Source organism: Paenibacillus sp. GXUN7292 (genome assembly GCF_050864975.1).
Lineage (GTDB): Bacteria > Bacillota > Bacilli > Paenibacillales > Paenibacillaceae > Pristimantibacillus.
Window position 1 is genome coordinate 1 of sequence record NZ_JBOZWO010000050.1, and the last position, 23815, is coordinate 23815.

16 protein-coding genes and 1 riboswitch are annotated in these 23815 nt (G+C 46.9%); of the genes, 1 reads left to right on the forward strand and 15 read right to left on the reverse strand.

Translation table 11 applies throughout. The features are described from left to right. Window positions 1-283: 283 nt before the first annotated feature. The 7 genes from ACRRU2_RS25660 to ACRRU2_RS25690 form a co-directional block, all read right to left on the reverse strand. Window positions 284-1297 (reverse strand): zinc-dependent alcohol dehydrogenase, encoded by a 1014-nt coding sequence (locus ACRRU2_RS25660; RefSeq protein WP_331700714.1) that lies wholly within the window; start codon window positions 1295-1297, stop codon window positions 284-286. Between the two features lie 42 nt (window positions 1298-1339). After that, a complete protein-coding gene (locus ACRRU2_RS25665) occupies window positions 1340-2848 on the reverse strand; it encodes an S-layer homology domain-containing protein (protein WP_432506034.1) in 1509 nt (502 codons plus the stop codon). A gap of 21 nt (window positions 2849-2869) precedes the next feature. Then, the gene (locus tag ACRRU2_RS25670; protein WP_432506036.1) at window positions 2870-5599 is read right to left on the reverse strand and encodes a DUF4855 domain-containing protein; all 2730 of its coding nucleotides are present in this window, start codon (window positions 5597-5599) and stop codon (window positions 2870-2872) included. A gap of 24 nt (window positions 5600-5623) precedes the next feature. Further along, on the reverse strand, window positions 5624-8689 hold the full coding sequence (locus ACRRU2_RS25675; RefSeq protein ID WP_432506038.1) for a heparinase II/III domain-containing protein: 3066 nt from the start codon (window positions 8687-8689) through the stop codon (window positions 5624-5626). Window positions 8690-8701: 12 nt separating this feature from the next. Next, window positions 8702-9598: a carbohydrate ABC transporter permease gene (locus ACRRU2_RS25680; protein ID WP_331700718.1), complete on the reverse strand. Its 897-nt coding sequence runs from the start codon at window positions 9596-9598 to the stop codon at window positions 8702-8704. An 11-nt stretch (window positions 9599-9609) separates the two neighbouring features. Continuing rightward, on the reverse strand, window positions 9610-10560 hold the full coding sequence (locus ACRRU2_RS25685) for an ABC transporter permease (protein WP_432506040.1): 951 nt from the start codon (window positions 10558-10560) through the stop codon (window positions 9610-9612). A gap of 73 nt (window positions 10561-10633) precedes the next feature. Next, window positions 10634-12256, reverse strand: a complete 1623-nt coding sequence (locus tag ACRRU2_RS25690) for an ABC transporter substrate-binding protein (protein ID WP_432506042.1) — start codon at window positions 12254-12256, stop codon at window positions 10634-10636. Window positions 12257-12606: 350 nt separating this feature from the next. Between ACRRU2_RS25690 and ACRRU2_RS25695 the strand changes: the two genes are divergently transcribed. Beyond that, entirely contained in the window at window positions 12607-14025 is a 1419-nt protein-coding gene (locus ACRRU2_RS25695; protein ID WP_432506044.1) for an extracellular solute-binding protein, read from the forward strand. An 841-nt stretch (window positions 14026-14866) separates the two neighbouring features. Here ACRRU2_RS25695 and ACRRU2_RS25700 read toward each other — a convergent pair. The 8 genes from ACRRU2_RS25700 to ACRRU2_RS25735 form a co-directional block, all read right to left on the reverse strand. Further along, window positions 14867-15640: an ABC transporter ATP-binding protein gene (locus tag ACRRU2_RS25700; RefSeq protein WP_432506046.1), complete on the reverse strand. Its 774-nt coding sequence runs from the start codon at window positions 15638-15640 to the stop codon at window positions 14867-14869. Further along, entirely contained in the window at window positions 15630-16610 is a 981-nt protein-coding gene (locus tag ACRRU2_RS25705) for a FecCD family ABC transporter permease (protein WP_432506048.1), read from the reverse strand. The genes ACRRU2_RS25700 and ACRRU2_RS25705 overlap by 11 nt, the downstream gene beginning before the upstream one ends. 31 nt (window positions 16611-16641) lie before the next feature. Continuing rightward, the gene (isdE, locus tag ACRRU2_RS25710) at window positions 16642-17538 is read right to left on the reverse strand and encodes a heme ABC transporter substrate-binding protein IsdE (RefSeq protein WP_432506050.1); all 897 of its coding nucleotides are present in this window, start codon (window positions 17536-17538) and stop codon (window positions 16642-16644) included. Between the two features lie 46 nt (window positions 17539-17584). Next, on the reverse strand, window positions 17585-18589 hold the full coding sequence (locus ACRRU2_RS25715) for an NEAT domain-containing protein (protein ID WP_331697863.1): 1005 nt from the start codon (window positions 18587-18589) through the stop codon (window positions 17585-17587). 109 nt (window positions 18590-18698) lie between these two features. Further along, on the reverse strand, window positions 18699-20180 hold the full coding sequence (locus ACRRU2_RS25720; protein ID WP_432506052.1) for an NEAT domain-containing protein: 1482 nt from the start codon (window positions 20178-20180) through the stop codon (window positions 18699-18701). Window positions 20181-20229: 49 nt separating this feature from the next. Further along, a complete protein-coding gene (locus tag ACRRU2_RS25725; RefSeq protein ID WP_432506054.1) occupies window positions 20230-20841 on the reverse strand; it encodes an NEAT domain-containing protein in 612 nt (203 codons plus the stop codon). Between the two features lie 327 nt (window positions 20842-21168). Continuing rightward, the gene (locus tag ACRRU2_RS25730) at window positions 21169-22845 is read right to left on the reverse strand and encodes an S-layer homology domain-containing protein (protein ID WP_432506056.1); all 1677 of its coding nucleotides are present in this window, start codon (window positions 22843-22845) and stop codon (window positions 21169-21171) included. Between the two features lie 111 nt (window positions 22846-22956). Continuing rightward, window positions 22957-23042, reverse strand: a riboswitch (cyclic di-GMP riboswitch). 57 nt (window positions 23043-23099) lie between these two features. Continuing rightward, entirely contained in the window at window positions 23100-23810 is a 711-nt protein-coding gene (locus ACRRU2_RS25735) for a GntR family transcriptional regulator (protein ID WP_432506058.1), read from the reverse strand. Between the last annotated feature and the right edge of the window lie 5 nt (window positions 23811-23815).

The following is a 23815-nucleotide window of genomic DNA, read 5'->3' on the forward strand; positions in this document are numbered from 1 at the left end:
CTACCACGAGCACTTGCCAGTCTCCATTGTATCTTAGCTACCACGAGCACTTGCCAGTCTCCATTGTAACTTAGCTACCACAAACACTTGCCAATCTTCATTGTAACTTAGCTGCCACGAACACTTGCCAGTCTCCATTGTAACTTAGCTACCACGAACACTAAAGCAAAAAAAGTAAGCAAAAGCAAGGGCAGCTTGCCCTCCACTTTTGCTTATTTCTTTTTCTTATTGCCCTTTCTCTTAATGCTTTATTTATTCACAACTACTCAAACAGTACTACACGCTAGTCATAGCGGATTAACACACCAAGCGCAGAGCCCTGCTCCGCAGCAAGCTTCGCATAGCCATTATGCGCTTCAGGAAGCGAAAACTCGTGTGTAATCAGGGAGTGGACAGGAAGCTGCCCGCTTTCCAATTGCCGCACAAACTCCTGCATATTTCTCCCTTCCGTCCAGCGCACATAGGACTTCGGATAATCGACCCCATCATCCTCATACTGCTTGTCATACCTGCCGGGACCAGCTGCTCGCGCAATGACCAGGTCAGCCTCCTTCTGGAAAAACAACTCGCGTGAAAAGTTCATTGGAATATTGCCTACGACGGCGATTTTGCCGCGAAACGCCAAACGCTCCAGCGCATAGTCAATAATTCCGACTTTTTGAGAATGCGCGCATAGCAATATCGCATCTACCCCATGCTGGTCTGTCAGCTTATTAATGGCCATATCAATCGATAACAGATCATCGGCAATGCATACATTGCTAATCCCGATAGCTCGCGCCAGATTGCAGCGCCCTGCATTTTGATCTGTTGCAAACACTTGATAATTAGAATTCAATGCCAGCCTGGCAATCAATTGTCCAAGCAAGCCGAGTCCTACAACCCATACAATTTCGCCAAACTGCAGGTTCAAGCGCCGCAGGCTATGAATCGCAACGGCGCCCGGCCCAATAAATGCAGCAGGTTTCAACCACTTTTCAGAAGATAAACGAACACATAATGTTTCAGGAACGGAAAGCCGTTCGGCATGATACACATAAGGGCCGCCATAACAGGCGACATAGTCCCCTTTTTTCAGCGTAGTGACGCCTTCCCCCACCTCCATCACTTGTCCGGACGCACTGTAGCCGAGCTCGAAGCCGTTCGGTACGAGCGGATTGCGCAATAGCTGGAGCTCCGTACCTGGGCTGATCGCAGAATAGCGCACCTCAATCAGCACTCTGTTTGCTTGATCAAAACGCGGCTCATCCCCATTGGCTATCAACGGGCTTCCGTCGCTTACTACTATTTTTCTCATGCTGCCTCCTCCGCTTCCCATTATCTCTTTTTGGAATTAAGTTTATTTTTTCAAAAAATTATAAATAACTTGAGCCATCTCGGCTCGCGTAGCAGAGCTTTTGGGATGAAACTGCTTCTTCTCATTGCCATGAATAAGCCCAAGCTGATAGGCGACTAATACAGAATCGGCTGCCCATTCAGATATTTGGGACTGGTCCTCAAAAACGATTTCCAGCGGACTTTCGTCAGCGACGCTGCGATTAACCTTGTATGCTCTGACCAGCATCACTGCCATTTCCTCACGTGTTACCATTCGGTCAGGCTCGAAGATTGTTTCCGACACGCCCTTAATAATTCCGGCCTCCGCCAAAGCCGCAACGTCATCGGCGTACCAAGCAGCAGGATCAACATCGGCAAAGCCTGCTTTTTGTTGTACGGAGAGACCGAGTGTGCGATTCAGCAGCGCCGCCATTTCTGCGCGTGTTACCTGCCTGGCAGGCGCATAGTCAGCATCGCTGATTCCTTTAATAATATGCTTGGCAGATAACACCTTCACCGCCCGATAGGCCCAATGGGTAGGAGGAACATCGACAAACGACTTGTCATAAGTGAGCACGCCGTACAGACCGAGATCGCTTATCCTTGTTGTGAACGATGAAGGCTCCTTGCCAGCTTCACCTTTTCGGAACTCCAACTCGCTTTTATCCGAAATCCTGTAAATACCTGCAAGCGTTAAGTCTGCATTCCGATTCAGCATAAAAGTAATTTGCAGCGGCTGCTTCAGAAGTAACATCTTTATTTCTTCGCCGGTTTTCAAATCGATGATAGCAAGCTGTACTCGAATAATCTCTCCTTCTGACTTAATATTGGCCGCAGAAAGTTTAGAGGCTCTATTCATAAGAGCTGTTGCTTCATTTGCAGATAATGGAGCAGCCGTTAAGGAAATTCCCATATTCGCTATCTGCTCCATTTCAATTTGCTCTAAAATTACCTGCAAGGCTTCAGGGGAAATACTAATCATGGCATGGCCAATTGCAATATCCAGCTGATTGCCGCCTGCAGCCTCGGCCGCTTTTCCTCCCAGCAGCACGCCTGCTTTGCCCGCAGGGACCTCTAACGCAATCTTGCCATTTTTAGCCGTTCTAAGCAGGCTCTCGTCAACAATCATTAAATCAGGCCTGGGCGCAGAAGGAGCGACAGGGAATGACGCTGGCGGCTGTGAGGGCTGATCCCCGTCTGCCGGAAGCTTGAATAATAACTCGAGAGGCGCTTCAAGATCGCTGCTGCCCACATAGGCCGTATAATTTCCCTTCAGCGGATCAGCAATTGTAAATTGAAAGCTGTATGCCGCTTCCGAGCTGCTCGCCAGCTGATTAATATGCTCGATTTGGCCAGCAGGGTTCTTCACCAAAAGCGTTACCTGCTTGCCGGCAGACAGCACTGTACCTGTTACGCGGACTTGCTTGCCTGTCACTTCTACTTGTATCGTAGGCTGCAGTCCCTCCCCATATGCTGCAGCGACCGATATTCCGAATAATAGGCAGCAAATGATGATTGCTTTTCTTATCACAAGGTTTGCCTCCTCGTCTATTTATTCATTCACTGCAATATGAATTGGCTCGGATAATGGAATCATTCCGTCCAGGCTGTCCCAGACGAAGCATCTCACTTCGTACTGCCCTGTCTTGGGAAGCTTGATCAAGCCCGTTACTTCAACAGATTTGCCGCTGTCGAGCGATTGGCTGATTGCATTGTAAGAAACAAGCTGATTGGACGCTTTGTCATAAAGCCCCATAATCAGCGTCATTTGAGCCGATGAGGTGCTTCTCACTGTAGCTTTAACTGTTACTTTCGCTTCCTCCCCCAGCTTGAAGGACGTCTCCGGACTCAGCTTTACGATCTCAATGGGCAAATTGAGCACTGCAAGCCTATTCAGCAGGCGTGTTTTATTCGGACCGTCCGGCAGTACGTTCACTAGCGCCTTTGCTGCTTGAATATCGCGAGGCAGGAAGGTCGCCTCGGCCTGGACAACAGCGGCGCTTGCCGATGCATAACGGGCAGCCTCTGTTCCCGGCTCGATATCACTGGACGTAAAGTTCGAATAGATCAAGCCTTCGACATCCATCATGGAGCCAGTCGAGCTCAGTACAAAGTCTCTGCCTGAAATCGCGCTGTCCGAAACACCCGGTTTTATAGCAAATTGAAGGGTAACAAGCTCCGGTGCCCCTGCCAGCGGATTGCGCCGCTCTATCAAATCTGCAAAAATAGCATCCTGCGGATCGTCGACTGAAAATTCAACTTTTAAAAGGCCAGGCGTACTGTGATCGATCTCAACATTAGCTTTAGAGGATGCAGGCACGACAAAATCGGTATAATCTACCTTGGTTGCATCGTACAAAACTTCCATTGAACCGCTTACGTAATGGTTGGCCAGCGGCAGCTTGATCGCCGCAGTCATCTTATTTTTATTGGCAATATCCGTTATCAAATTAGCAGTAAATCTTCGCTCATACTGCCCCGTCTTATACTCATACACCCGGTCATAAACACTTCGCCTTATAGCTGCCAAAGAATCGGGAACTTTCTTCGGATCAAGCGGGCTAAAAGCATATGCTCCGTCTACAATCGGCATTGCAGCCATGTAATACGTATTAAAAGTAGACGTCATATAACCTAGCGATTCGCCGTAATTCAAATACTGAGCCAGCGTCCGGTAATCATCATATTCAATTTCCACAGACGCTCCTACTCGTTCAGCCAGCTTTGTAATTTCAGGGAAAATATTTTTTTTACTGGCATTGAAAGCAAAGCCCGGCTGAATCGAAGCGGCCGTAAAGCCCAAATCCCGCCATACGTAAGGAGAGCTTGGGCCGATGTACGGAATCCAGGTAAAGAAATAATCTTTATCCTTTAAATAATCCGCAGTGAACCGAATTGCATCGACCTCGCCTTCCGCTTCCAAAATCCGTTCGTGGTACCAATAGAAACTGTCCAGCGTTAAATTTTTATAGCCAGCCTGCTCGAAGCGCTTTATTACCTCATCGATATACCATTTAAAGGCAAGCTTTTTATTTTCCAAAGCAAGGCGGTTCATCTCAAGTTTGCCTTCTCTGGAGCCAGGATCATCCACCTGATCGGCAAAATCAGCCGGGAGGGTGCTTAGCTTGCTGCCGTCTCCATAAATATCGCCGAAATTCGAACTGCTAACAATCCAAGGAATCGACATATTGATTCTTACTTTTTTGTCGGTTCCAAGCTTGTCATTCACTTCCCCTGCCGCCCAGTCGATCGCCCCGAACTGCGTATCCTCTTTAAAAATAAAATCGAGATAAGCTAGCAGGTCCTGCTTGGTGACAAATTTGGCTGCTCCGTTGCCGTCAAAGCCTGACGGTGTAACCATCGCAACGACCGGGATAGCGAGTAAATCATTGAAATACCAGTCTTTTATATCCCCATGAATATCAAGATAACCAAGCATAGCCAGCGCCTTTTCTTTTGTCCAATCTGTAAAAGCTTTGTCAGCCTCTCTCATCGGACCCGAATACCATAGAAATTGATCCTCGATATTGGCGGCTTCCCCGGTTCCCGCTTCCGGCAGCCTGTCGAAATGAAGCCCGTCATGAACATCAGGCGGAATGATCGCGTTATCGATTACCCCATCGTGGCCTATCACTTCAATTTCATCCGCCCAGCCAAACGTATTAATAACAAATACGAGCTTTACGTATCTCGCTTGCACATTCAAGGGCGAGCCATCCAAATATTCATCAAGCTTATATATTTTGCGGTGCATCGAATTTCCGGCCGTATCGGCAAAATAAAGCGGAACATCCGGCTCGGCAATTCCGACATACCGGTAATCCGTGCCATCATTTGAAACATAATATCGGACATTGAGAGGCGGTACAATTCCGACACCGTTCGTTTGACCGAAGCCAATCTGAATCCGGTTTACTGTATGGATCTGTTCCAGATCGACAACGACCTCACGCTTCAGCTTGCGATAGAAAACGAACCAGTTGGATGTATCCTCCCAGTTTCCCAAATTGCCGTATTTACCGTCTGTCAGCATTCCTCCCTTCGATAAATCCGTCGTTTCTTTTCCGTATGCGCCAATGCCGGCGATTTTATCAAATACATCATCAGGCTGAGTAATCGTTACAGCTTTGTTAAGCGCCAAATTAACAGGCTCCGCCTCATTCACCGTGCTTTCCTCGCCTGCATCAGCGTTCGCGTATGCCTGCATGGGGAATACACTGCCTAACATTGCCGCCAAAATACAAACAATAAGAGCCTTATAAGTTCTTGCTTTCCTATTCATTCCTAATCCTCCTCGAAAGTTAGATTAAACAAAAGCCAATTCAAAGCCCGTTTGCAGCTCCAATATTTCGAATGCTTCGCCATCTGCGAAAGGGACTGATATATGCGCCCTGATCCGCTTCAGCTCTGGGATCGCAACTATTTCAGCAAGCCCTCCCTTCTGCCCCTTCATCCATCTTCCGCGGAACGGAGTATCCCTCTCGCCGCCTTCCATAGCATCTGCACCAAGCGGCAGCGGATACAAGGTTTGGATAATATCCGATTCCGTCTTATGCACAACTCCTTTGGAAAGTACAAGCGAATCACGCAGGTGAAGCTTCATCAACCCGCCGTCTTGCGTAACCTGCTGAGTAGGATATATGGAAGATTGATCAAAGCCTTGAGGCCGTATTTTGGCAAAAGCGCAGCTCTTACCCGGATTAAAGGCAGCTTCGTCATTTTCAATCCAAATGGCAGACTCCTTTTCATCAACCCGAACGATGCGCATCCAGCGCTCTGCGCTGCCGTTTTTTTCGTACTTTCCGTATCGCATCGACTCTGCACACAAGCAGGTACCGTCCATTACCTCGCCGCCGGCATCCAAACGCATCCACGCGCTTCGTCCCCGGATAAGCCAATCCTGGCCGCGCACACTTACCGTAATCGCTTGCCAGCTCGGGCTGTATACCCAATAATCTGTACAGCCGTCCGCCAGCTGCACTTCAATAGCCGTTACAATTGTACCCGCAGCTTGGAGCCCGCTTACCTGACTGACGCATTCCTTGGCTTGTGCCGCATCCGCATCCGATGCGTAAAACACAGCAGCATACAGCTTCTTCGCTTGACTGCTTCGCTGAATCAGAATAGGATGCTGAGCCGCTCCATCCAAGCTTGGACAGCTTCCCGTAAATATGCGGTCGCCCGACTCGCATAGCCCGATCCACCTCAGCTTTGTTCCGCTCTTTGCCGCCCAGCTAGCCTCTACGAATCGTTCAGCCCCCTCGTACTCCTTCACACCATAAATAAAGCCGTAACCGTTATTCGGCTCCGGAGTCCACAATCTCGCCTCTTCCCCTTCAAGCAGCTCGGAAAAAGTCTCCCCTGTAGTCAGCCGCTCGCCTAAGCTTAACCCCGGCTTATCATAATACAGCTTTTGCTGCGAATCGACGCCAGCCAGTGTCCAATGCAAAGCGGGCTTCTCTACTGTTCCGCGAAGCTGAAGCGTACTTTCCTCATGGAATGCGTGAAACGCATAATCCGTCGTCTCGGCGCCCTCTACATAAAAAAAGTCGACGACATAGGATTGGCCGTTAGTTAAGGAAGCAACAGCGAGCATTCGCCTGTAATCGTCAATGCCGTACAGGCGAGGCGCGCGGCCTTCCATCGCGCTTACCTGCTTCTCCTGCTGCAACCAGGTAAATTCCCCGCCGGCAAACGGCTTGAAGAGCTGCCCTGAACGCAGCATCGAATCGCCATTAACGACTACCGTATTATGCGCTATCGCTTTGCTGCCCCAGCCCAAATGCGCATTCGTGCCGTATATGCCGTAGCCGATATCTGCCGAAATTTCCTTGCCGCAATCATAAAACTGGCAGGCCAGCACATCATCATGGGCATGGGTTAAATTCGGCCCCAGGCGCATGAATACGGCAGCATCCTCCGCCCCTCGAATAATGCCGATGCCCGCTTGCCCCATAAGCGTAGTATGCTTCGGCAATGCATATTCAGTTTTCGGCAAAGCTGCCGCCTCCTGCGGATGGCGGAAGAACAAGTCGATCCCCCTGATTCCAAGCCGCTCCTGAATCGACGGATAGACCTGAAGCATAATCTTGCGAGCTCTATCTCGCAGTTCGTTGGAAGGAGCGAATTGATAGAAATAAAGAGCGGCTCTGTACGCTTCCAGCAATAATTCGGGATTAGCTGTCCGTCCTACGAAGCTGTCCTTGCCCCAATCGCCATAGGAGGGCAGATGGCCATGACAAAGCATGTCCAGCGGATTTTCCACAGCAAAACGAAAAAATCTGTCACATGCAAAAGGGTGAAAAGCTTCCAGCTGCTCTTTCGTTGATGCCCGCAGCGCTAGTAAAGCAATATCAAGAAAAATCGTGCCGGTAAACAGCGAATAGCCGTATGAGCCTTCATAATACATGCCGTCACGGCCAAGCGCATTGTAGAAATATGCTTCAACTGCAGTACGCCCCCACTCGCAGTAATCATCGCGGCCAAGCGCCAGCCCTACCGCAAGCATGGCGCGGACGCCATCCGACTCATGATTTTGCAGATTGGTCAGATTGCCATCCTTCAGGTCGTAATAAGGGCCTCCGGGTTCAGTCAGCATATAATCATTCAGCATAGCTTCAATATTGCTGCGTATTGTTCCGCCTAAGCCCAAACGCTCTAATGCCGGTGAAGGCACATCCAATAGTCCGTTTAACCCGCCGAGCCAGTCATAGGCCTGTGCCAAAAACAGTTTAATGCGGTGCACGATGCTGGTCAGCATATGCAATCTTCCGATTTCAAACTCGCTGCCGAACGCCGTAAAATCTCTTGGGCCGATTGAGTCTTCATTAATAGCGGCAAAAGCATCTAAAATAACGATTGCCCTTTCGGCATAAAGCGCATCGCCTGTCAGCATATAAAGATAGGTCAGCTTTGTAACTAGCCCTTCATGGTTTCTGACGCCGCCAAGCAGCTCTCCCGCATAATAGAAATTCCACATGCCTATCAAATAGTAAGCCTTCGAGCCGATTTCCAATCCAGCGCCTGAATCCGGAAAAGCATCGCTCGGCATAACCGCTCGGCAGCTTGGACATGTGATTTTTTTGGCAGGCAGCTCATTAATAGACGAAAACATGCCGTGCTGCTTTGCCGGCTCCATAGGGAAGGCAGTGCCGCAAGCCGGACAGCCCGATATGCCGTATGCGAATACCTCATCCTTCATGCCGAGCACGCAAGCGTAAATCTGCTCCTCGCTAATCTCCAGCCACTGCTCACATTGCCGCTTCCACTGTTCAAATGCCTGCCGCGCCCAAGCAAACTGCTTCAAATTTTGCCTCGCAAGCTCGATATTGCTTGGTTCCAGATATAGGCCGATATTCGGCTTTACGTTCATCCTGTGCACCTCCTATCCTTTTAGCGATCCTATCATGACGCCCTTCACAAAATATTTCTGTATGAAAGGATAGACGAGCAAGATCGGTGTTGTCGCGACCATAATCGTTGCCGCACGGATAATATCCGGCGTAACTACACTGTTAGCTTTCGTAGGATCATACGTATCGTATTGCTGAAACTGCGGTGAGCCTTCAATAATGATTTTTCGCAGCACGTTGCCAAGCACCGTCTTCTCCGGACTGCTTATATACAGCAGCGAATCGAACCAGGCGTTCCAATGGGCAACCGCATACCATAGCGATATCGTAGCAATAATGGGCATAGACACGGGAAGCACGATGCTAAATAGGACGCGAATATCTGTAGCCCCGTCAATTTTAGCGGACTCCTCAATTTCCTCCGGCATAGCCATAAAGAAGTTACGAACGATAATCATCGTAAAGGCAGCGATCAAGCCCGGCAAAATTAATGAAAACCGGTTATCGAGCAGCCCCAACTCCTTGATGAGCAAATAGTTAGGGATTAATCCGCCGCTGAAAAACATCGTAAAAACGACTAAAGACGTATATAGATTACGGTTCGGCAAATATTTTTTGGACAGCGGATAGGCGCAAAGCACCGAAAATATAACATTAAGCGCTGTGCCGATTACCGTACGAAAAATCGTATTGTAATACCCGGTCCAAATCAGCTTGTTGGCAAAGACAAGTTCATAGGCCGCAAGCGTCGTTTCCTTTGGCCACAGCTTCAACCCGTACTGGTTGGCAGCAGCGGGTGTGCTGAAGGATACGACAATAATATTAATGAATGGATATACTGCCGAAAAAGCGAACAGAGAAAGAAAGATAATATTGGCGATATCAAATGCTTTCTCTCCAGCCGATTTTTTTCCTATAGTCATGGACATAGCTATGCTCCTTACCAGATTCCGTATTCGCTGAAGCGCTTGACGATAAAGTTAGTGACGAGAATTAAAACAAAGGCAATAACCGTTGTGAACAAGCCTGCCGCTGTTGCCAGACCGTACTCCATCTCGCCGATTCCGATCCGATAGGTATAGGTGCTCAGAACGTCCCCAACCTCATACACGGATGAATTGTAGAAATTGAAGATTTGGTCAAAATCGTCATTAATAATTCCGCCTACCGCGAATATGAACATGATCGTAATAACTGGCAAAAGAGATGGCAGCGTCACATGCAGCATCTGTCTCCAGCGGCTTGCGCCGTCAACAACCGCCGCTTCGTATAAGGTCGGATCAATGTTGCTAAGGGCAGCCAGATATATAATTGAGCCCCAGCCGACCGTTTTCCAAACCTCAGTGCTGACCAGAAGCGTTCGAAACCAATCCCTGTCTCCAAAGAAAAATATCGGATCGCCGCCCAAGCTCGATATGAAATAATTGATGACACCGCGGGTTGGCGAGAAAATTTCAAGAAAAACGCCAGCCAATACGACCCATGATAAAAAATGCGGCAAATAGCTCAAGGTTTGAACGACTCTTTTAAAAATAATGACCCTTAGCTCATTTAATAGAATCGCCAGCACAATCGGAGCCGGAAATCCGAAAATCAGCTTATAAAAGCTAATAATCATCGTATTGCGAAAAGCGCGCGGGAAATCTCTCCCTGCGAACAGCTCCCTAAAATTGTCCAGCCCGTTCCACGGGCTTCCGAATATGCCATGTACAATTTTGTACTCCTTAAACGCAAGAGCAATTCCATAGATAGGAAAGTATTTAAAAATTAAAAAATAGAGCAGGCATGGCAGCAGCATATAGAACAAATAGCGGTTTTTCCAGTAAGACTTCAGCCATACTTTCAATCTTGACGGTTGCGGAGGCATACTTTTCATCTCGTTTGCATGCACGTTCTCTCTTCTCCTCCTTATAGAACGAGAAAGGCGACCTATTAACCTTTCGCCTTTCTCGCTTTTCAACTACTCACTTCAAGGACTGCTTCCATTCATTCGCTTCTTTCGTCAGCTGATCGCCGCCTTCATTTTTCCACTGCTCAACGAATTTATCGAATTCATCCAGCGGCTTGTCGCCGTTAATAATCGCGGTAAACGTATCCTGCTGGAACTTCACTAAATTGCTGTAATACTTGGATTCAGAAGGCAGCGGTGATTTGACCACATTGGCGATCGAGCCGTCCGGATACAGGAACAGCGATCTCGTCTTCTCCACTTCAGCAGGGTCCTGCCACTTGCTTAAAAACTCAGGATTGGCAAATGGCGTGAACGTAATATGCAAGCCAAGCTTTGCCTGCTCATCGGTTTTACTGAACTGCTCCTTCATCCTAGGCATCAAGCCGTCCATATCGTAGGTCTCACCCAACGTGCCGAATTTAACTTTCATAAATAGATCGTAATCCCCGTAGATTGCATCCCATATCTGCATAATACGATGCTTCACCTCTGGGTCTTTAGCTTCTTTGCCGAAGGCCATATAAGTCGAGCCCGTCATACCAGGCGCCGGTACTCCGGCCTTGCCGTCCGGTCCTTTCACTGGCTTGCCGTATGCGATAACAGCATTCGGATTCGTCTCGGCCATCAGCTTCGGATTGTCCCCGCCAGGGAAATTTTTGTCCGGGTTGGCCGGAGCCCAATGATAATAAGCACCATGGCTGGAAAGGCCGATTTTACCGTTTACAAAGTCATGCGATACCGCCCAATATCCGCCCTGGTTTTCTCCGTTAGGCAGCACCCACTCCGGGCTGATCAAATCATCCTTCTTCATCTGTCTCAGCACCTCAAGCGCTTTTTTCGCTTCAGGCGTTATGCCGCTCCATACGATTTCGCCATCGCGCTCTGTCCAAAATTCCGGATAAATGCCAAACGCTCCATATACCATTTGCATGCCTGTCTTGGACATGCCGTACGTATCCTTTTTCCCATTGTTGTCAGGATCGCCGTTGCGGAACTTCGTCATCGCATCAATTAACTCGTCTAACGTTTCGGGAACTTTAGAAATGCCGACTTTATCGAGCCAATCTTTTCTCCATGCCACAGCCCAGCCATACACGCCGTCCGTATTCAAGCTAGGTATACCCATATATTCGCCGTTACGCTTTACGTAAGTCCATGATTCAGGATTGTACTTATCTACAAGCGCCTTATAATTCGGCATATACGTATTCAGCTCTTCCTCGGTATACGTCACGGCTACCTCTTGATCAATAAACTTCGCCAGATCGGCTCCGTTATATACAGTCATAAAGTCCGGGAATTGTCCGCTCGCCATCTTTGTGCCAAGCAGCTCTTCACGCTTCGTTGCATCCATGTACCAAATGTTGAATTTTACATTGAACTTTTCCTCAAGCAGCTTCTTGCTTTCCGAATTGTCATCCACCGGCCCGTACTGATACGTCAGCCAGTTTAATGTAATTTCCTTGGCGCCTTCCGGCTCTGGCGAAGACGATTCGGTGGGAGCTGACGGCGATACAGAAGGCGAGCTTTGTCCACCGTTCCCATTATTGCTGGAGCACCCTGCAAGACTTACTGCCGCTACGATAACTGCCAATAACCCTGTGTAAAGAAATTTTTTAAACTTTAGCCTGTTCATGTCCTTACCCCCATCATCCATAATGTAAGCGCTGACAATTATTTGCTGAAACGAAGCTGATATACCTCGGTAATATTGTTTGCCTTTTTCAGCGGCACCCCCTTGTTAAGCGATTCATTTGTAGTGTAGAATATAACTTATAAAATACATCACATCTAATTAGTTGATGTATAATTTCAATTCCATCATACAAATAAGTGTATTTAGTGTCAATCGTTTCATGTACACTACAATGCATCAGTTGAAATACATCAGTTGAAATACATCAGGATAGACATGTTTTTTCTCGTTCGCACATTTCATTCGTACATTACATTATTTTTCTGATGTATGAAAAAGGAGCTTATACGATGACAACAACTTCCAAACGGAAGCCGTTTCAGGAACGCCTGGACTCTTTTGTCCAAAAGCTGCGCGAGCAGATTATGGACGGCGTTTATCCTCCGGGCTCATTTTTGCCCCCGGAAATGAAGTTAGCCGAGCTGTATCAGTTGAGCAATAAATCTGTCCGCAAAGGGCTGGATACACTCGTAGACGAAGGGCTGATCGTCAAGATCAACCGGGTCGGCAATAAAGTAACTGGCACCGGCTCCAAGGAGCGCATCGTGCTGACGCTTGGCTGCAGCCCTTCAATAGAGCGCGACTTCGCTTTGCAGCAGCTGTTAGCTGATTTCCATGCACAGTTTCCGACAATTCAAGTGAAAACCATCCCCATTTCCTCTGGGCATCCGACTGTTGGAAATCATAACATAAGCACGTTCAAAAACTTTTTGGAGAATGGGATCGTAGACGTACTGTCCTTGAACCCCATGTACTTTGGGGAATTTGTCGAAAATAATTGCCTCGAGCTGCTTGAGCCTGTTGAGCAGCAGCCGGACATTTATCCATTTTTACAAAAGCCCTTCAGCTATGAGGACAAGCTTTATGTACAGCCAGTCGTTTTCTCGCCTATGGTGCTTTGCTACAATAAGGAGCATTTTCGCAAAATGGAGCTGCCGGAACCTGACAGCAGCTGGAGCTGGAGCGATGTGGTGCAATCTGCGGAGAAGCTGGCGATTCCCGGACAACGCCATGGGCTGTACTTCCATTTGCTGTCCGAAAACCGCTGGCCTCTTTTCATGCTGCAAAGCGGCATGACCTTTCAGCCTGCTGGGGAAGGGGAAACATGCGAGCTGGCAGGGACAAAGCTGCTGGATAATATAAAACAGGTGAAGCAGCTCGTCAATAACAGAACTATTTTTCCGGGGTACTTAATTGAAAGCAATGACGACGTCAACCAATTGTTTGTTGAGGATCGCGTATCTATTATTATTTCAAGCTATTTGAATTTGAATGAATTCAAGCATACCAATATTCAATTCGACGTTGCTCCATTGCCTTATACCGATTATCCAGCGACACTTTTAATTATCGTTGGCTTGGCTATTAACGCCAACTCGCCCAATAAGCATGCAGCCAATTTGCTGCTGCGTTATTTCGCCACCCGCAGAGCACAGCAAAAAATAAGAGAGTATACGTTGAGCATTCCTGCTTATAAGCCGATCGCTGAGCAGACTGGCCAGGACAGCAAATCACTTAACCGCCCGTCACACTATGCCATGTTTCGCGAGCATTTGCGCTCAGCGCGGGTGCAGCGAGATCTCGGCTTAACCGACGTGCATTTCTACGCGCTGCGCAGCCTGCTCAAAAAGTACTGGTCCGACATGATCGACGAAGACACATTGTGCAAGGAAGCGCGTCAGCAATTAAAAGGTTATGTGCTGAAATAAAGTTGATGTGCTCAACTTGGTGGATATGTGCTGAGTGAATGCTGATGTGCACACTTTGGTAGTAATTTGCTGATGAATGCGATGTGCATACTTTGGGAGTTATTTGCTGATGAAAGCGATGTGCATACTTTGGCGGTTATTTGCAGATGAATGCGATGTGCATACTTTGGCGGTTATTTGCAGATGAATGCGTACTTGCTGATGGTTTTTTCGCCCGTTACCGCCTTTCTCACCTCTTCTTGCTTTCTAACGAAGATTAGAAGCGTTAAAGGACTAAAATAAGCTGTTTGGAAATTGTAACGAATCGTACGTGCGCTATCTGTGAACAAACTACTGTTTTAGGCGTCTTTAAGCATCAATAAGATCGTTTATCTTCGTTAGATTTTAAAAAGTGGCTTTTTCGGCCGAATAACGCTTCCTCGATTCGTTAGAAATTGAGAATGGCTTAAAGGTGTAAAAAACGCCCGGACTTTTGTCCGGGCGTGTTGAGAAACCTCAATAGATAACAACGGCAAACTCATTGGTTTGCCTGCATTACGTGCATGGTGGCGAGGCGTTGTGTCTAAGTACATTTCATGTATCTAGTTCCTTCATTCCCCCCATTTCCCTTGCATCTAAAGGGATTTCCTGCATCTAGTTTTATCAAAATAGCTTAATTTCTTTAATTTTAGAGAATCTAGCTGCATGTTTTGCATCTAAAGGTGCCAAATAGCCAAAAAAGAGCAAAACTAACTACAGAAAATACAGTTAGGCATATGGACGGTCTTCCTGCAGATGCTGCGGCTAACAACTCTGCTGTCTTACTCCAGAAATTGCAATCGACTCCCTCTAGAAACCCGTACTACGACAACCCAATCGGCACCATGTACATGCCTGCATCCGCATCATTTTTGATGATAACCTCTACGCCATAGAGTGACTTTACTGTTTCTGCTGTAATGACGTCCTGCGGCGCGCCCATAGCGAGAATGCGGCCATTTTTCATCGCGATTATACAATCGCTATAACGGATAGACTGATTCATGTCATGCAGCACCATCACAATCGTCATCCCGTGCTGTTCATTGAGCGATTTAACCAGCTCCAGCACTTCGTATTGATAGTATATATCGAGATAAGTAGTAGGCTCATCCAAAAAAAGATAAGGCGTGCTCTGAGCCAGGGCAACCGCAATCCATACCCGCTGCTTCTCGCCCCCGGATAAAGCTGCAATGCTCGCCTTCCGCTTGCCCAGCAAATTGGTACGCGCCAGCGCCTGCTCCACGGCCTCAGCATCCTGCTCTGACTGCTGCGCAAACATTTGGCGATGCGGAATTCTGCCGTAGCTGACCAGCTTCTCCACCGTCAAATCAGCTGGCGCCGAGTTATGCTGGTGCACGATCGCCAGCCTCCTGGCAAGCTCCTTTGGCCGGAAATCGGTCAGCACCTTTCCATCCAGTGTAACTTGGCCCGCGTCGGGCACTGCATGATTAGACATAATATCGAGCAGCGTCGATTTGCCGCTGCCGTTAGGCCCAATAATGGTCGTAACTTTGCCCAGCTCTATGGAACCCGTAACGTCATGCAGCGTTTTAATTTTGCCCGAATACGAAAAGCTTATATTGTTAATTTCCATAACGATCACTTCTTCTCAGCAAAAATATTAAGAAGGGCCCGCCAATAATAGCTATAATGACTGAAGCCGGGATTTCATGAGGCGGCATAAGCGTGCGTCCCAGCGTATCGGCCAGCAGAATAAGCAACGCTCCCGCCATAGCGGAAAAAGGAATCAACGCTTTATAGTTTGAGCCAACCAGCAGCCTGCCAATATGCGGTACAAGCAAGCCGACAAAGGTGAATATGCCAGCTACAGCAGTCGCGATTGAAGCAAGCAGAACCGCGGCTAGCGATATGATCCAGCGCAGCAGATTAACGCGTATGCCTAGGCTTTTCGCTGTTTTCTCTTCCAGCAGCAAATAGTTGCACCACCCCGCGACGAATAACGAAAGAATAAGCCCGATGGAACCAAATAATACGATGCTGTCCACATCGGTCCATTTCTTCATAGCGAGCGATGCTGTTAAATTTTGGCTCATCGAGATAACCATCGCATTTCCACCGAACCCAAGCGTCTGGCCCAGCCCTGTAAATAAAGCATTGATAGCTATACCCGTTAAAATCATACGCAGCGGATTAAGCCCGGATTTCCAAGAGAGTGTATACACTAAAATAAAAGCCAGCATCCCGCCTAAAAACGCAAACAGCGGCGCAAAAAAGAATACGGCCGGAAATATAGATACTGCAAGCAGAGACACAAACCCGGCGCCTGCCGAGACACCGATAATGCCGGGCTCGGCAAGCGGGTTGCGCATGACGGCTTGCAGCAATACACCGGAAACAGACAAGCATGCACCTGCAAATAGGGCAATTATAATACGCGGGAAGCGCAAATCCTTAATAATGGCCATCTGATCGTTATCGCCGCCGAACAAGCCCCCAATAAACTCTATAACACTAACCTTGATGCTGCCTGTCATGCCAGAGTATATCGTTACGATAACTAGCAGCAAGGCTACACTAACAAAACTGATCGTTGTTTTATTCATTGCTCTGTGACGCCCTTCATCTGATTCATAATCATTCCGGATACAGCATCTGCTGCAGCTGATCAAGCGCTTCAGCCGCTGCCAAATTGCCTGTTGTGCCGAATAGCGTTTCTTCCAGATCATATACTCTGCCATTTTTCACAGCGTTGAAATGCTTCCAGATGTTATTCGTGCGGAACTCCTCATCAAACATTTGAATAACCTCATCTGGCATACCATGAGCAGCCCGCAAAATAATATCGGGATTCGCCTGCTGCAAATACTCTGTATTGGAAGCAAGAAACTCCACTTTTTCTCCTGAAATAACGTTTGTGCCGCCGCTGCGCTTCACCAAATCGCCAATATAGGAATGCTCAGTTGCTACCAAGTAGCTTCCTGGAATGCCGAGCAGAATCAAGACCGTTGGCGATGGCTTGCCTTCAACCTTTTTGTCTATTTCAGCAAGCTTATTGTCGAAGCTTTGCACGATTGCATTAGCCTGCACGGTACGGTTATATTTCTCGCCTATCGCTTTAATTTCAGACAGCATCGAATCGAGGCTCGTAAAATCGAGATAACTCGTCGTAATACTACGCTGCTCAAACAATGACTTCAAATCGTATTCCAAAGTAGTAACAGACATTATTTCTGTAGGCTTCAGCGACAACAGCAATTCCATATCCGGACTCATCGGATTGCCTATTTCTTGAACACCCTTATAGCGCTCCGGCAGATCCTTATAACTCGATGGAATTCCTACTAAATCGATTTCAAGCGCATCCATAATTTCAGTAATGGCAACCGTTGTAGCGACAATCCGATCGCCCTCCGGCTGGACTGCTTGCTGTACTGGCTTGCTTTCCGGAGAATTGCTTTCTGCCGGCTTGCTCTCTCCCGCACAGCCTGACAGCAGTATTAACAGGCTTATCATGCCGATAAATTTTTTCATAATTCATAACTCCTCTTGCAGCGCTTGCTTGCAGCGGCTTAATAATCTATTGCCGCTGCTTGCTGTTTCGATATTTCATAAGCACTAGCGCAGCGGCCAGCACGATCAAAATAACTGCGACTGAAATATATATACCGACAGCCGACTTGCTTTCTTCAGACTGCTGGGTGCTCGATTCTGCAGCGCTCGTTCCGCCTGCCGCGGCTGCCTCATTATCGGTTCCGGTTTGCGAACCGCGTTGCTCCGTATCCGCAACTTCCTGTACTACGGTATCCTCCGAGCTTTCATTACCGGTTGCGCCTTGTGCACTCGTGCTTTCCGGCGTCTTTTGCGGCTCTTGACCGTCCGTTTGTCCTGCCCCAGCTTCGTTCTTCACCTCGGCGCTTGGCGACGGAGATGCCGTTTCTTGCGGCTTTGCTGACGGCTTTGCCGTCTCTGCCGGCGCTTTCGTCGCTTCTGCCTGCGGCTGCTTGGACCCAGGCACAGGCGGAGCTGTCGTTGCCTTTGAATCCGTAGTTGGTTTGGATTCATTATGTTTTGAATCTGTCACAGGTGGCTTCGTCTGTTCGGCAGCTGCTTTTTTCTCAGTAAGCTTGCTGTAGTCAAACTTAAAGCGGATATCGTACTTATTGTCATATTCGAAGCCCGGTATTCCTGTAACGACAATATGAAGCTTGGCAGGCAGGGGCTGCTCAATATCCGTTATTTTAAACGTCACGACCCTCGTTTCCTTCTCGGTATCTTCGCTGAGCTTCGTCACGTCTGCGTAAGAACTTCCGGACGCCACTTTGAATTCCTTCCACCAGGTGCTGTTTTTCAACGTTACGATAGCATGAAGCTCACCTTTTTCCACCTTGATTTTGGCTGGTGTAACCATATATTCATTTGTAGCTGAAGTTTCATTGCCGGAGCTTTTTAATACTTCAAACGGAACGGAATACTCGCCGTCCTCAAACTGTCGGGCAGCAAATGCACCCTGCGGAAAAGCCGCCGCTGCTGCTATAACGATATACAAAAACAATAAAGCCAGTCGTTTATTAATCCTTTTCATTATCACATCTCCATTAAAAAGTAAGCCATTCTAGTGCACATGAAAGTCCATGCATAAGCATGCCAACACCGGCAACACGAAAATTCATGCTGCCGGTGCAGTTGGCCTTCTATTTAATCGTCTCTAGCAGCTGATAAATCATTTTCGAAGCTTGAGCGCGAGTCGCAATATCCTTTGGTGCGAATACAGTTTTTCCGTTAACAACCTTGCCATCAATAATGCCTAACCCTACAGCAAGCTCAACGTTGTTTTTCGCATAATCTTGAATAGCTGCGCTGTCAGCAAAATCCAGGCTGCCTTGAACATCCTTCAGCAAATCAGCATTTACTTTTTCAATTGCTCTCACAATCATCGTTACCATTTGCTCGCGAGAAATAGCATCGCTTGGCTTAAAGCTGGAGTTGCTTCCTTGAACGATACCAGCGCGATGTGCAGCTTCGATTTCTAATACTGCCCAATCCAGCTTCTCTGTCACATCGGCAAATGCGCCCTCGTAAGAAGTGGTCGGAAGCTCTAGCACTCTAGCAAGCATAACTGTAAATTGCGCTCTAGTAATCGCTGTATCCGGGCTGAATTTAGTGTCGGACAACCCTTTAATTTTACCTTGCGAAGCAAGCGACACGATATACTCTTTTGCCCAGGAGGAATCAATATCTTCAAAAGCAACCTCTACTGGCGCTTTTACTTCTTTTACACTTTTTGCATCAAAAGAAAGTCTAATCATATGATTGCCTGTATAATCCTGTGCTGCTACATATACTTGAACCTTGGCATTTACGATCGCTGAAAAGTTTTCTACCTCAAAGGATACAACTCTTGTATTGGCAGCTTCATCCACACTTACTACAGTGCTGTCAACAAGCTCACCTGCTTTTTCTACCTGGAACTGTTTAATTTGTTCATTGTTTGTCAACGTGAAAGCCACAATATTTTTTCCATCTTTAACGGTAAGTGAAGCTGGTGCTGCAATATATCTGCCCATGGAGGAAGCCTTATCCTCTTTTTCATGCAAAGCTTCAAAATTGATTGTATATTCGCCATCCTTCAACGCCGGCTTAGCTGGAGTTTCTCCATTGCCGTTCTCGCCGTCTTCCTTGCCTGTCTCTTCGCCCTTGTCTTCACCAGTAAATTTCAAACGAATATCATAGCTGTTATCGTAAGAGCCAACGCCTGGAACGCCCGTTACGATGATATGAATTTTGGCATTCAGCACTTGATTGATATCCGGAACTGCAAATTTAACTGTACGTGTATCGGCAGCCTCGTCTGAGCTCAGCACCTCAACGTCTACAAAGTTATTATCCTCGAAGGAGCCTGGTTGGGTCTCTTGCACTTTAAATGACTCCCACCATTTGCTGCTTTTCAGTGTAGCTACAACGTAGGATTTGCCGTCTTCAACGATCCATTTTGCCGCACTGTCTATGTATTGACCTGTAGCAGAAGCCTCATCGCTCTTATCCTTAAGAACAGCCAATGTAATAGCCGTCTCTCCATCTGCCGCCTTGCTGTCAGCTGCCCCAGCTTGAAGCACAGGCAAAGCTATAAATAATGCTAGAAATGCAGTTAAAAATATTGTGATTTGCTTTTTCATGAACGTTTCTCCTTTTTTGTATGCGATATTTGCTTTTGATTTTTTAAAGCTAATTGCCCGTCCGCCGCTTGCGTAAAACAATCATGACTGCGGCTATAACGACGCCCCCCACTACTGCAGCTAATGCCATCGCAGTGTAATTTGTTGAGCCTGGCGGTTTTGAAAGGCTTGAAATCGATTGTGTCAAATCAGCTGCTTCAATCGTCGAGCTGTCAAATTGAAACTTTACCGTATACTTATGGTTATAATTCAAAGAGTCGATTTGAATATGCATTTGCATCAACACCGGCTCTGCTAAATTATCGCCGGCTTTAAAGGTTACAAGCCGCGAATCATTTTCCCTATCCTCACTAATGATTACTACATCCGTGAAAGCTTCTCCATCAGCAGCCTGCAGCGTTTTAACCCACTCGCTATGCGTCACATTCAGCTCAATATACTTTTTGCCGCCTTTAACAAACAAGGCCGCTTTCTTCTGGAAATAATCATTCGCGATCGATACAGAATCACTATCCGCTTGCAATACGGTATAATCGATCAAATATGACCCGTCTTTAAGATCAGAAGCCGCCTCAACCTTTGTAAAAAGCACCGCAGCTGCTATAAGGCAGATGACGGCTGCCAATATCACATTAGCTGGCTTCCTTGCACGAACTGACAACTACTTTTTCACCTCTCTCGCCTAAAATGTAATGAATAGCAGAAGAACACTATAAGCTCTTAAACTTATAAATTCTTATATTTTAATGAATCTTAAATTATATTGAGAATCATTCTTAGTTGCTTCAAATATAATAACTTATTGTTACTATTAATTGTATAGATACTTGAAAGCGTCACAAACCTGTCACAAAATTTTAGAAACTTCGTGAACAACTGCTGCATATAAAGAAAAACGCCATTTTTATCAGTGTTTGAAACGAAAAAAGGCGGTGCAAGATATGAATCTTGCCCGCCATTGGGAGAAGCCTTTATTAAGAAGAAATCATTATTTTTGCTTATCTACTTTATCCTTGCTATTAACTCTATCCTCATGTTCTTTCTCGTATTCAAGCTCTATCTTTTTGCCGCTAGAAAACTTAATTTCCAACTCGACCTCAGTCAAATCAGCTTCCTGTACCTCAAAATGCTTCAGCACCGCCTGCAAAGCATCTGCCTTGCTCATACCATCCGTCCATGCAGCCTGTTCAAACAGTTTGGCAAAAGACTTCTCAGCTGCTTCAGCGGAAAGCTTCTCAGAGCCGCGCTCTATCAGGGACTTGGATTTGCCATCGTCGAAGCTGTACTCAGCTTTAATCTTCAGTCCGTCTTTCAGCTTCAATTCAAGCTCAAACTCTTTAATGCCATATTTCGCTTCTTCTTTATTTGATTCTTGCTTATGCTTGGAGTCAATTTTGACTTTGCTGCCATTCGAAAACTTCACTTCAGCCTCAAGCCGCTCATAGCTGCCGTCCTTTACACCCAGTGCCTGCAAAATTTGAGCCTGAATTTCTTCTTTAGACAATTGAGGCGTTAAATTTGCTTCCTTTAGGAAGGTTTTCAGCTCCTCGACAGCTGCAGCGCCTTTCAGCTTTTCTTTCTTGCCATTGCTCCACATTTCAATTTCTGCTTTTACTTTTCCTTTATTGCTCTTGTACTCCAGCTCGATGCCGGTTTTGCGGTCATTGACAAGCTTTATTTCAAGCTCATTAATTCCTGCTGCCGCCTCGTCTGCATATTCTTTACTAATAATGCTGGCCTTCCATATTACACCATTCTTGCTCATTAGCACTACGTTGTCGCCTGCAAGTATTCCTGCTGCTGTAATAAAACGATCATGGAATGCTACAGGAAAGTCTGCTGCAATTGTATAAGTCAGCGTATCGCCGTTGAAGCTTTTTACAACCATTTTAATAAGCTTATTATTCGTACTGTCAGCTTCCACACTTACAACTTTTCCTGTTACCGTTACAGAACCGTCTTGCTCCTGCAGGTTTTCACCAGTACGCTCCAGCAAAGAAGCAAGCTCTGCGCGTGTCACACTGCGTTGCGGCTTGAACGTTTCATCCGGATAACCGGAAATAATGCCTTGCTTAACTGCTACATTCACATATCCGATCGAACCCGCCGGAATTGCCTTCACATCTTTGAAATCCGGCTCTACCGACATAAGCGCAAGCGCCTCTTCCTGAAGTCCAAGCGCTTTTACTAATAAAGAAGAAACCCATACGCGGCTAGCCGGCTTTTCCGGGTCCAGCTTGCTCTCGGACGTATCGAACAAGCCTTTTTCAAGCGCAACGATAATGTATCCTCTTGCCCATTTGTACTGTTTATCGATCTTCTGCGCATCGGCAAATAGCAGCTTTCCGCCTTCGGTTTTAGCCTTCGCTTGCTCCTCCAGCCCCATCAGGCGAACAGCTGTCACGACAGCTTCAATACGGCTGACAGGCTTATTAGGACGGAAGCTGCCATCCTCGTATCCGGACAATATTTGTTTATACTTCATAAAGCCAATGGCTTGATTAGCCCAGCTTGCCTCAGCAGAATCGCTGAATTCAAATATAATTTCATCCCTTTGCTGCTCATTCTCTTCTGCTGTCTGCTCCTGCGCAAAGCTATGCCCTGCAAAGGAAAGCATTAGCACCATGCAAATCATCAGCTTTGTCAGTAGACGCATTTTTTTCATGTTGACATCATCTCCTCTATTGTTTTCATGCGATTGCTGCGAAACGCTTAATAGGCACAAAAAAAAGAGCTTATCCAGTTGCAAATAGATAAGCTCATGCTTCATCACTCTATCGGCAACTGGCTGGCATGGTCGAAATGACTTTAGCCCCTGTAGCTTTGCGTCATTACCTTTCGGTAATTTTGCCTATTAAATTATTCGCTGTCCATAATTATACAGGAAGATATCCTGTTCTAATATGATTATTAAAAAATTTAAATATAATCAATATGATAGGGCATGATGATAGTGTTGTAATACGCCACACTATATTCTATTAATTCCCCGTTCTCATCATAGGAAAAACGCAGACGCTTAAGCAGCATCGTCTGCTCGCTTACCTGTAAATATGCCGCTACCTCAGCCGGAGCTGCCTCTACGGCGAATTGATCCTGGAATTTCATTAGCATTATATTCTGCTCTTTAATTAGCTCATACAAGGACTGGCTATTTAATTGCTCCAGGCCGATGCTGCTTAGATCTGCGGATAAATAATGCGTAAAATGTGTATACGGCGCCTCGTCCAAATAATAAATCCGCTCGATTCGCACGCTCTGCTCACCGAATAGCTCATACACCTCGGACTGTTGCGCATTATGCTCGATAGAAGCCGACAGCCATTCCTTCTCGAGCTTATGCCCTTTCTCTTCGAGCAATTCCGTGAATCGCTTCCCTTTAATGCGCCCGGCAATCGCATCATTGCGAATAATTTTTGTGCGCTTGCCGCTTTTCGTTTCGAGAAAGCCTTCCTGCACAAGCTCTTTGACTGCATTGCGAACAGTGATCCGGCTCACCTTGAATTCCTCAGCCAGCTCAGGCTCCGAAGGGAAATTCGAATGAAGCGGATAGACACCGTGCAAAATACGGTCCTTCATAATATTTTTTATTTGCAAATATAAAGCTCCCTTTTCCTGATTCAGCTTCATCGTCC

Coding starts and splice junctions, on each gene's coding strand:
- ACRRU2_RS25660 (WP_331700714.1), bottom strand. CDS start 1,297: ATGAGAAAAATAGTAGTAAGCGACGGAAGCCCGTTGATAGCCAATGGG.
- ACRRU2_RS25670 (WP_432506036.1), bottom strand. CDS start 5,599: ATGAATAGGAAAGCAAGAACTTATAAGGCTCTTATTGTTTGTATTTTG.
- ACRRU2_RS25675 (WP_432506038.1), bottom strand. CDS start 8,689: ATGAACGTAAAGCCGAATATCGGCCTATATCTGGAACCAAGCAATATC.
- ACRRU2_RS25680 (WP_331700718.1), bottom strand. CDS start 9,598: ATGTCCATGACTATAGGAAAAAAATCGGCTGGAGAGAAAGCATTTGAT.
- ACRRU2_RS25690 (WP_432506042.1), bottom strand. CDS start 12,256: ATGAACAGGCTAAAGTTTAAAAAATTTCTTTACACAGGGTTATTGGCA.
- ACRRU2_RS25695 (WP_432506044.1), top strand. CDS start 12,607: ATGACAACAACTTCCAAACGGAAGCCGTTTCAGGAACGCCTGGACTCT.
- ACRRU2_RS25700 (WP_432506046.1), bottom strand. CDS start 15,640: ATGGAAATTAACAATATAAGCTTTTCGTATTCGGGCAAAATTAAAACG.
- ACRRU2_RS25705 (WP_432506048.1), bottom strand. CDS start 16,610: ATGAATAAAACAACGATCAGTTTTGTTAGTGTAGCCTTGCTGCTAGTT.
- isdE (WP_432506050.1), bottom strand. CDS start 17,538: ATGAAAAAATTTATCGGCATGATAAGCCTGTTAATACTGCTGTCAGGC.
- ACRRU2_RS25715 (WP_331697863.1), bottom strand. CDS start 18,589: ATGAAAAGGATTAATAAACGACTGGCTTTATTGTTTTTGTATATCGTT.
- ACRRU2_RS25720 (WP_432506052.1), bottom strand. CDS start 20,180: ATGAAAAAGCAAATCACAATATTTTTAACTGCATTTCTAGCATTATTT.
- ACRRU2_RS25730 (WP_432506056.1), bottom strand. CDS start 22,845: ATGAAAAAAATGCGTCTACTGACAAAGCTGATGATTTGCATGGTGCTA.
- ACRRU2_RS25735 (WP_432506058.1), bottom strand. CDS start 23,810: ATGAAGCTGAATCAGGAAAAGGGAGCTTTATATTTGCAAATAAAAAAT.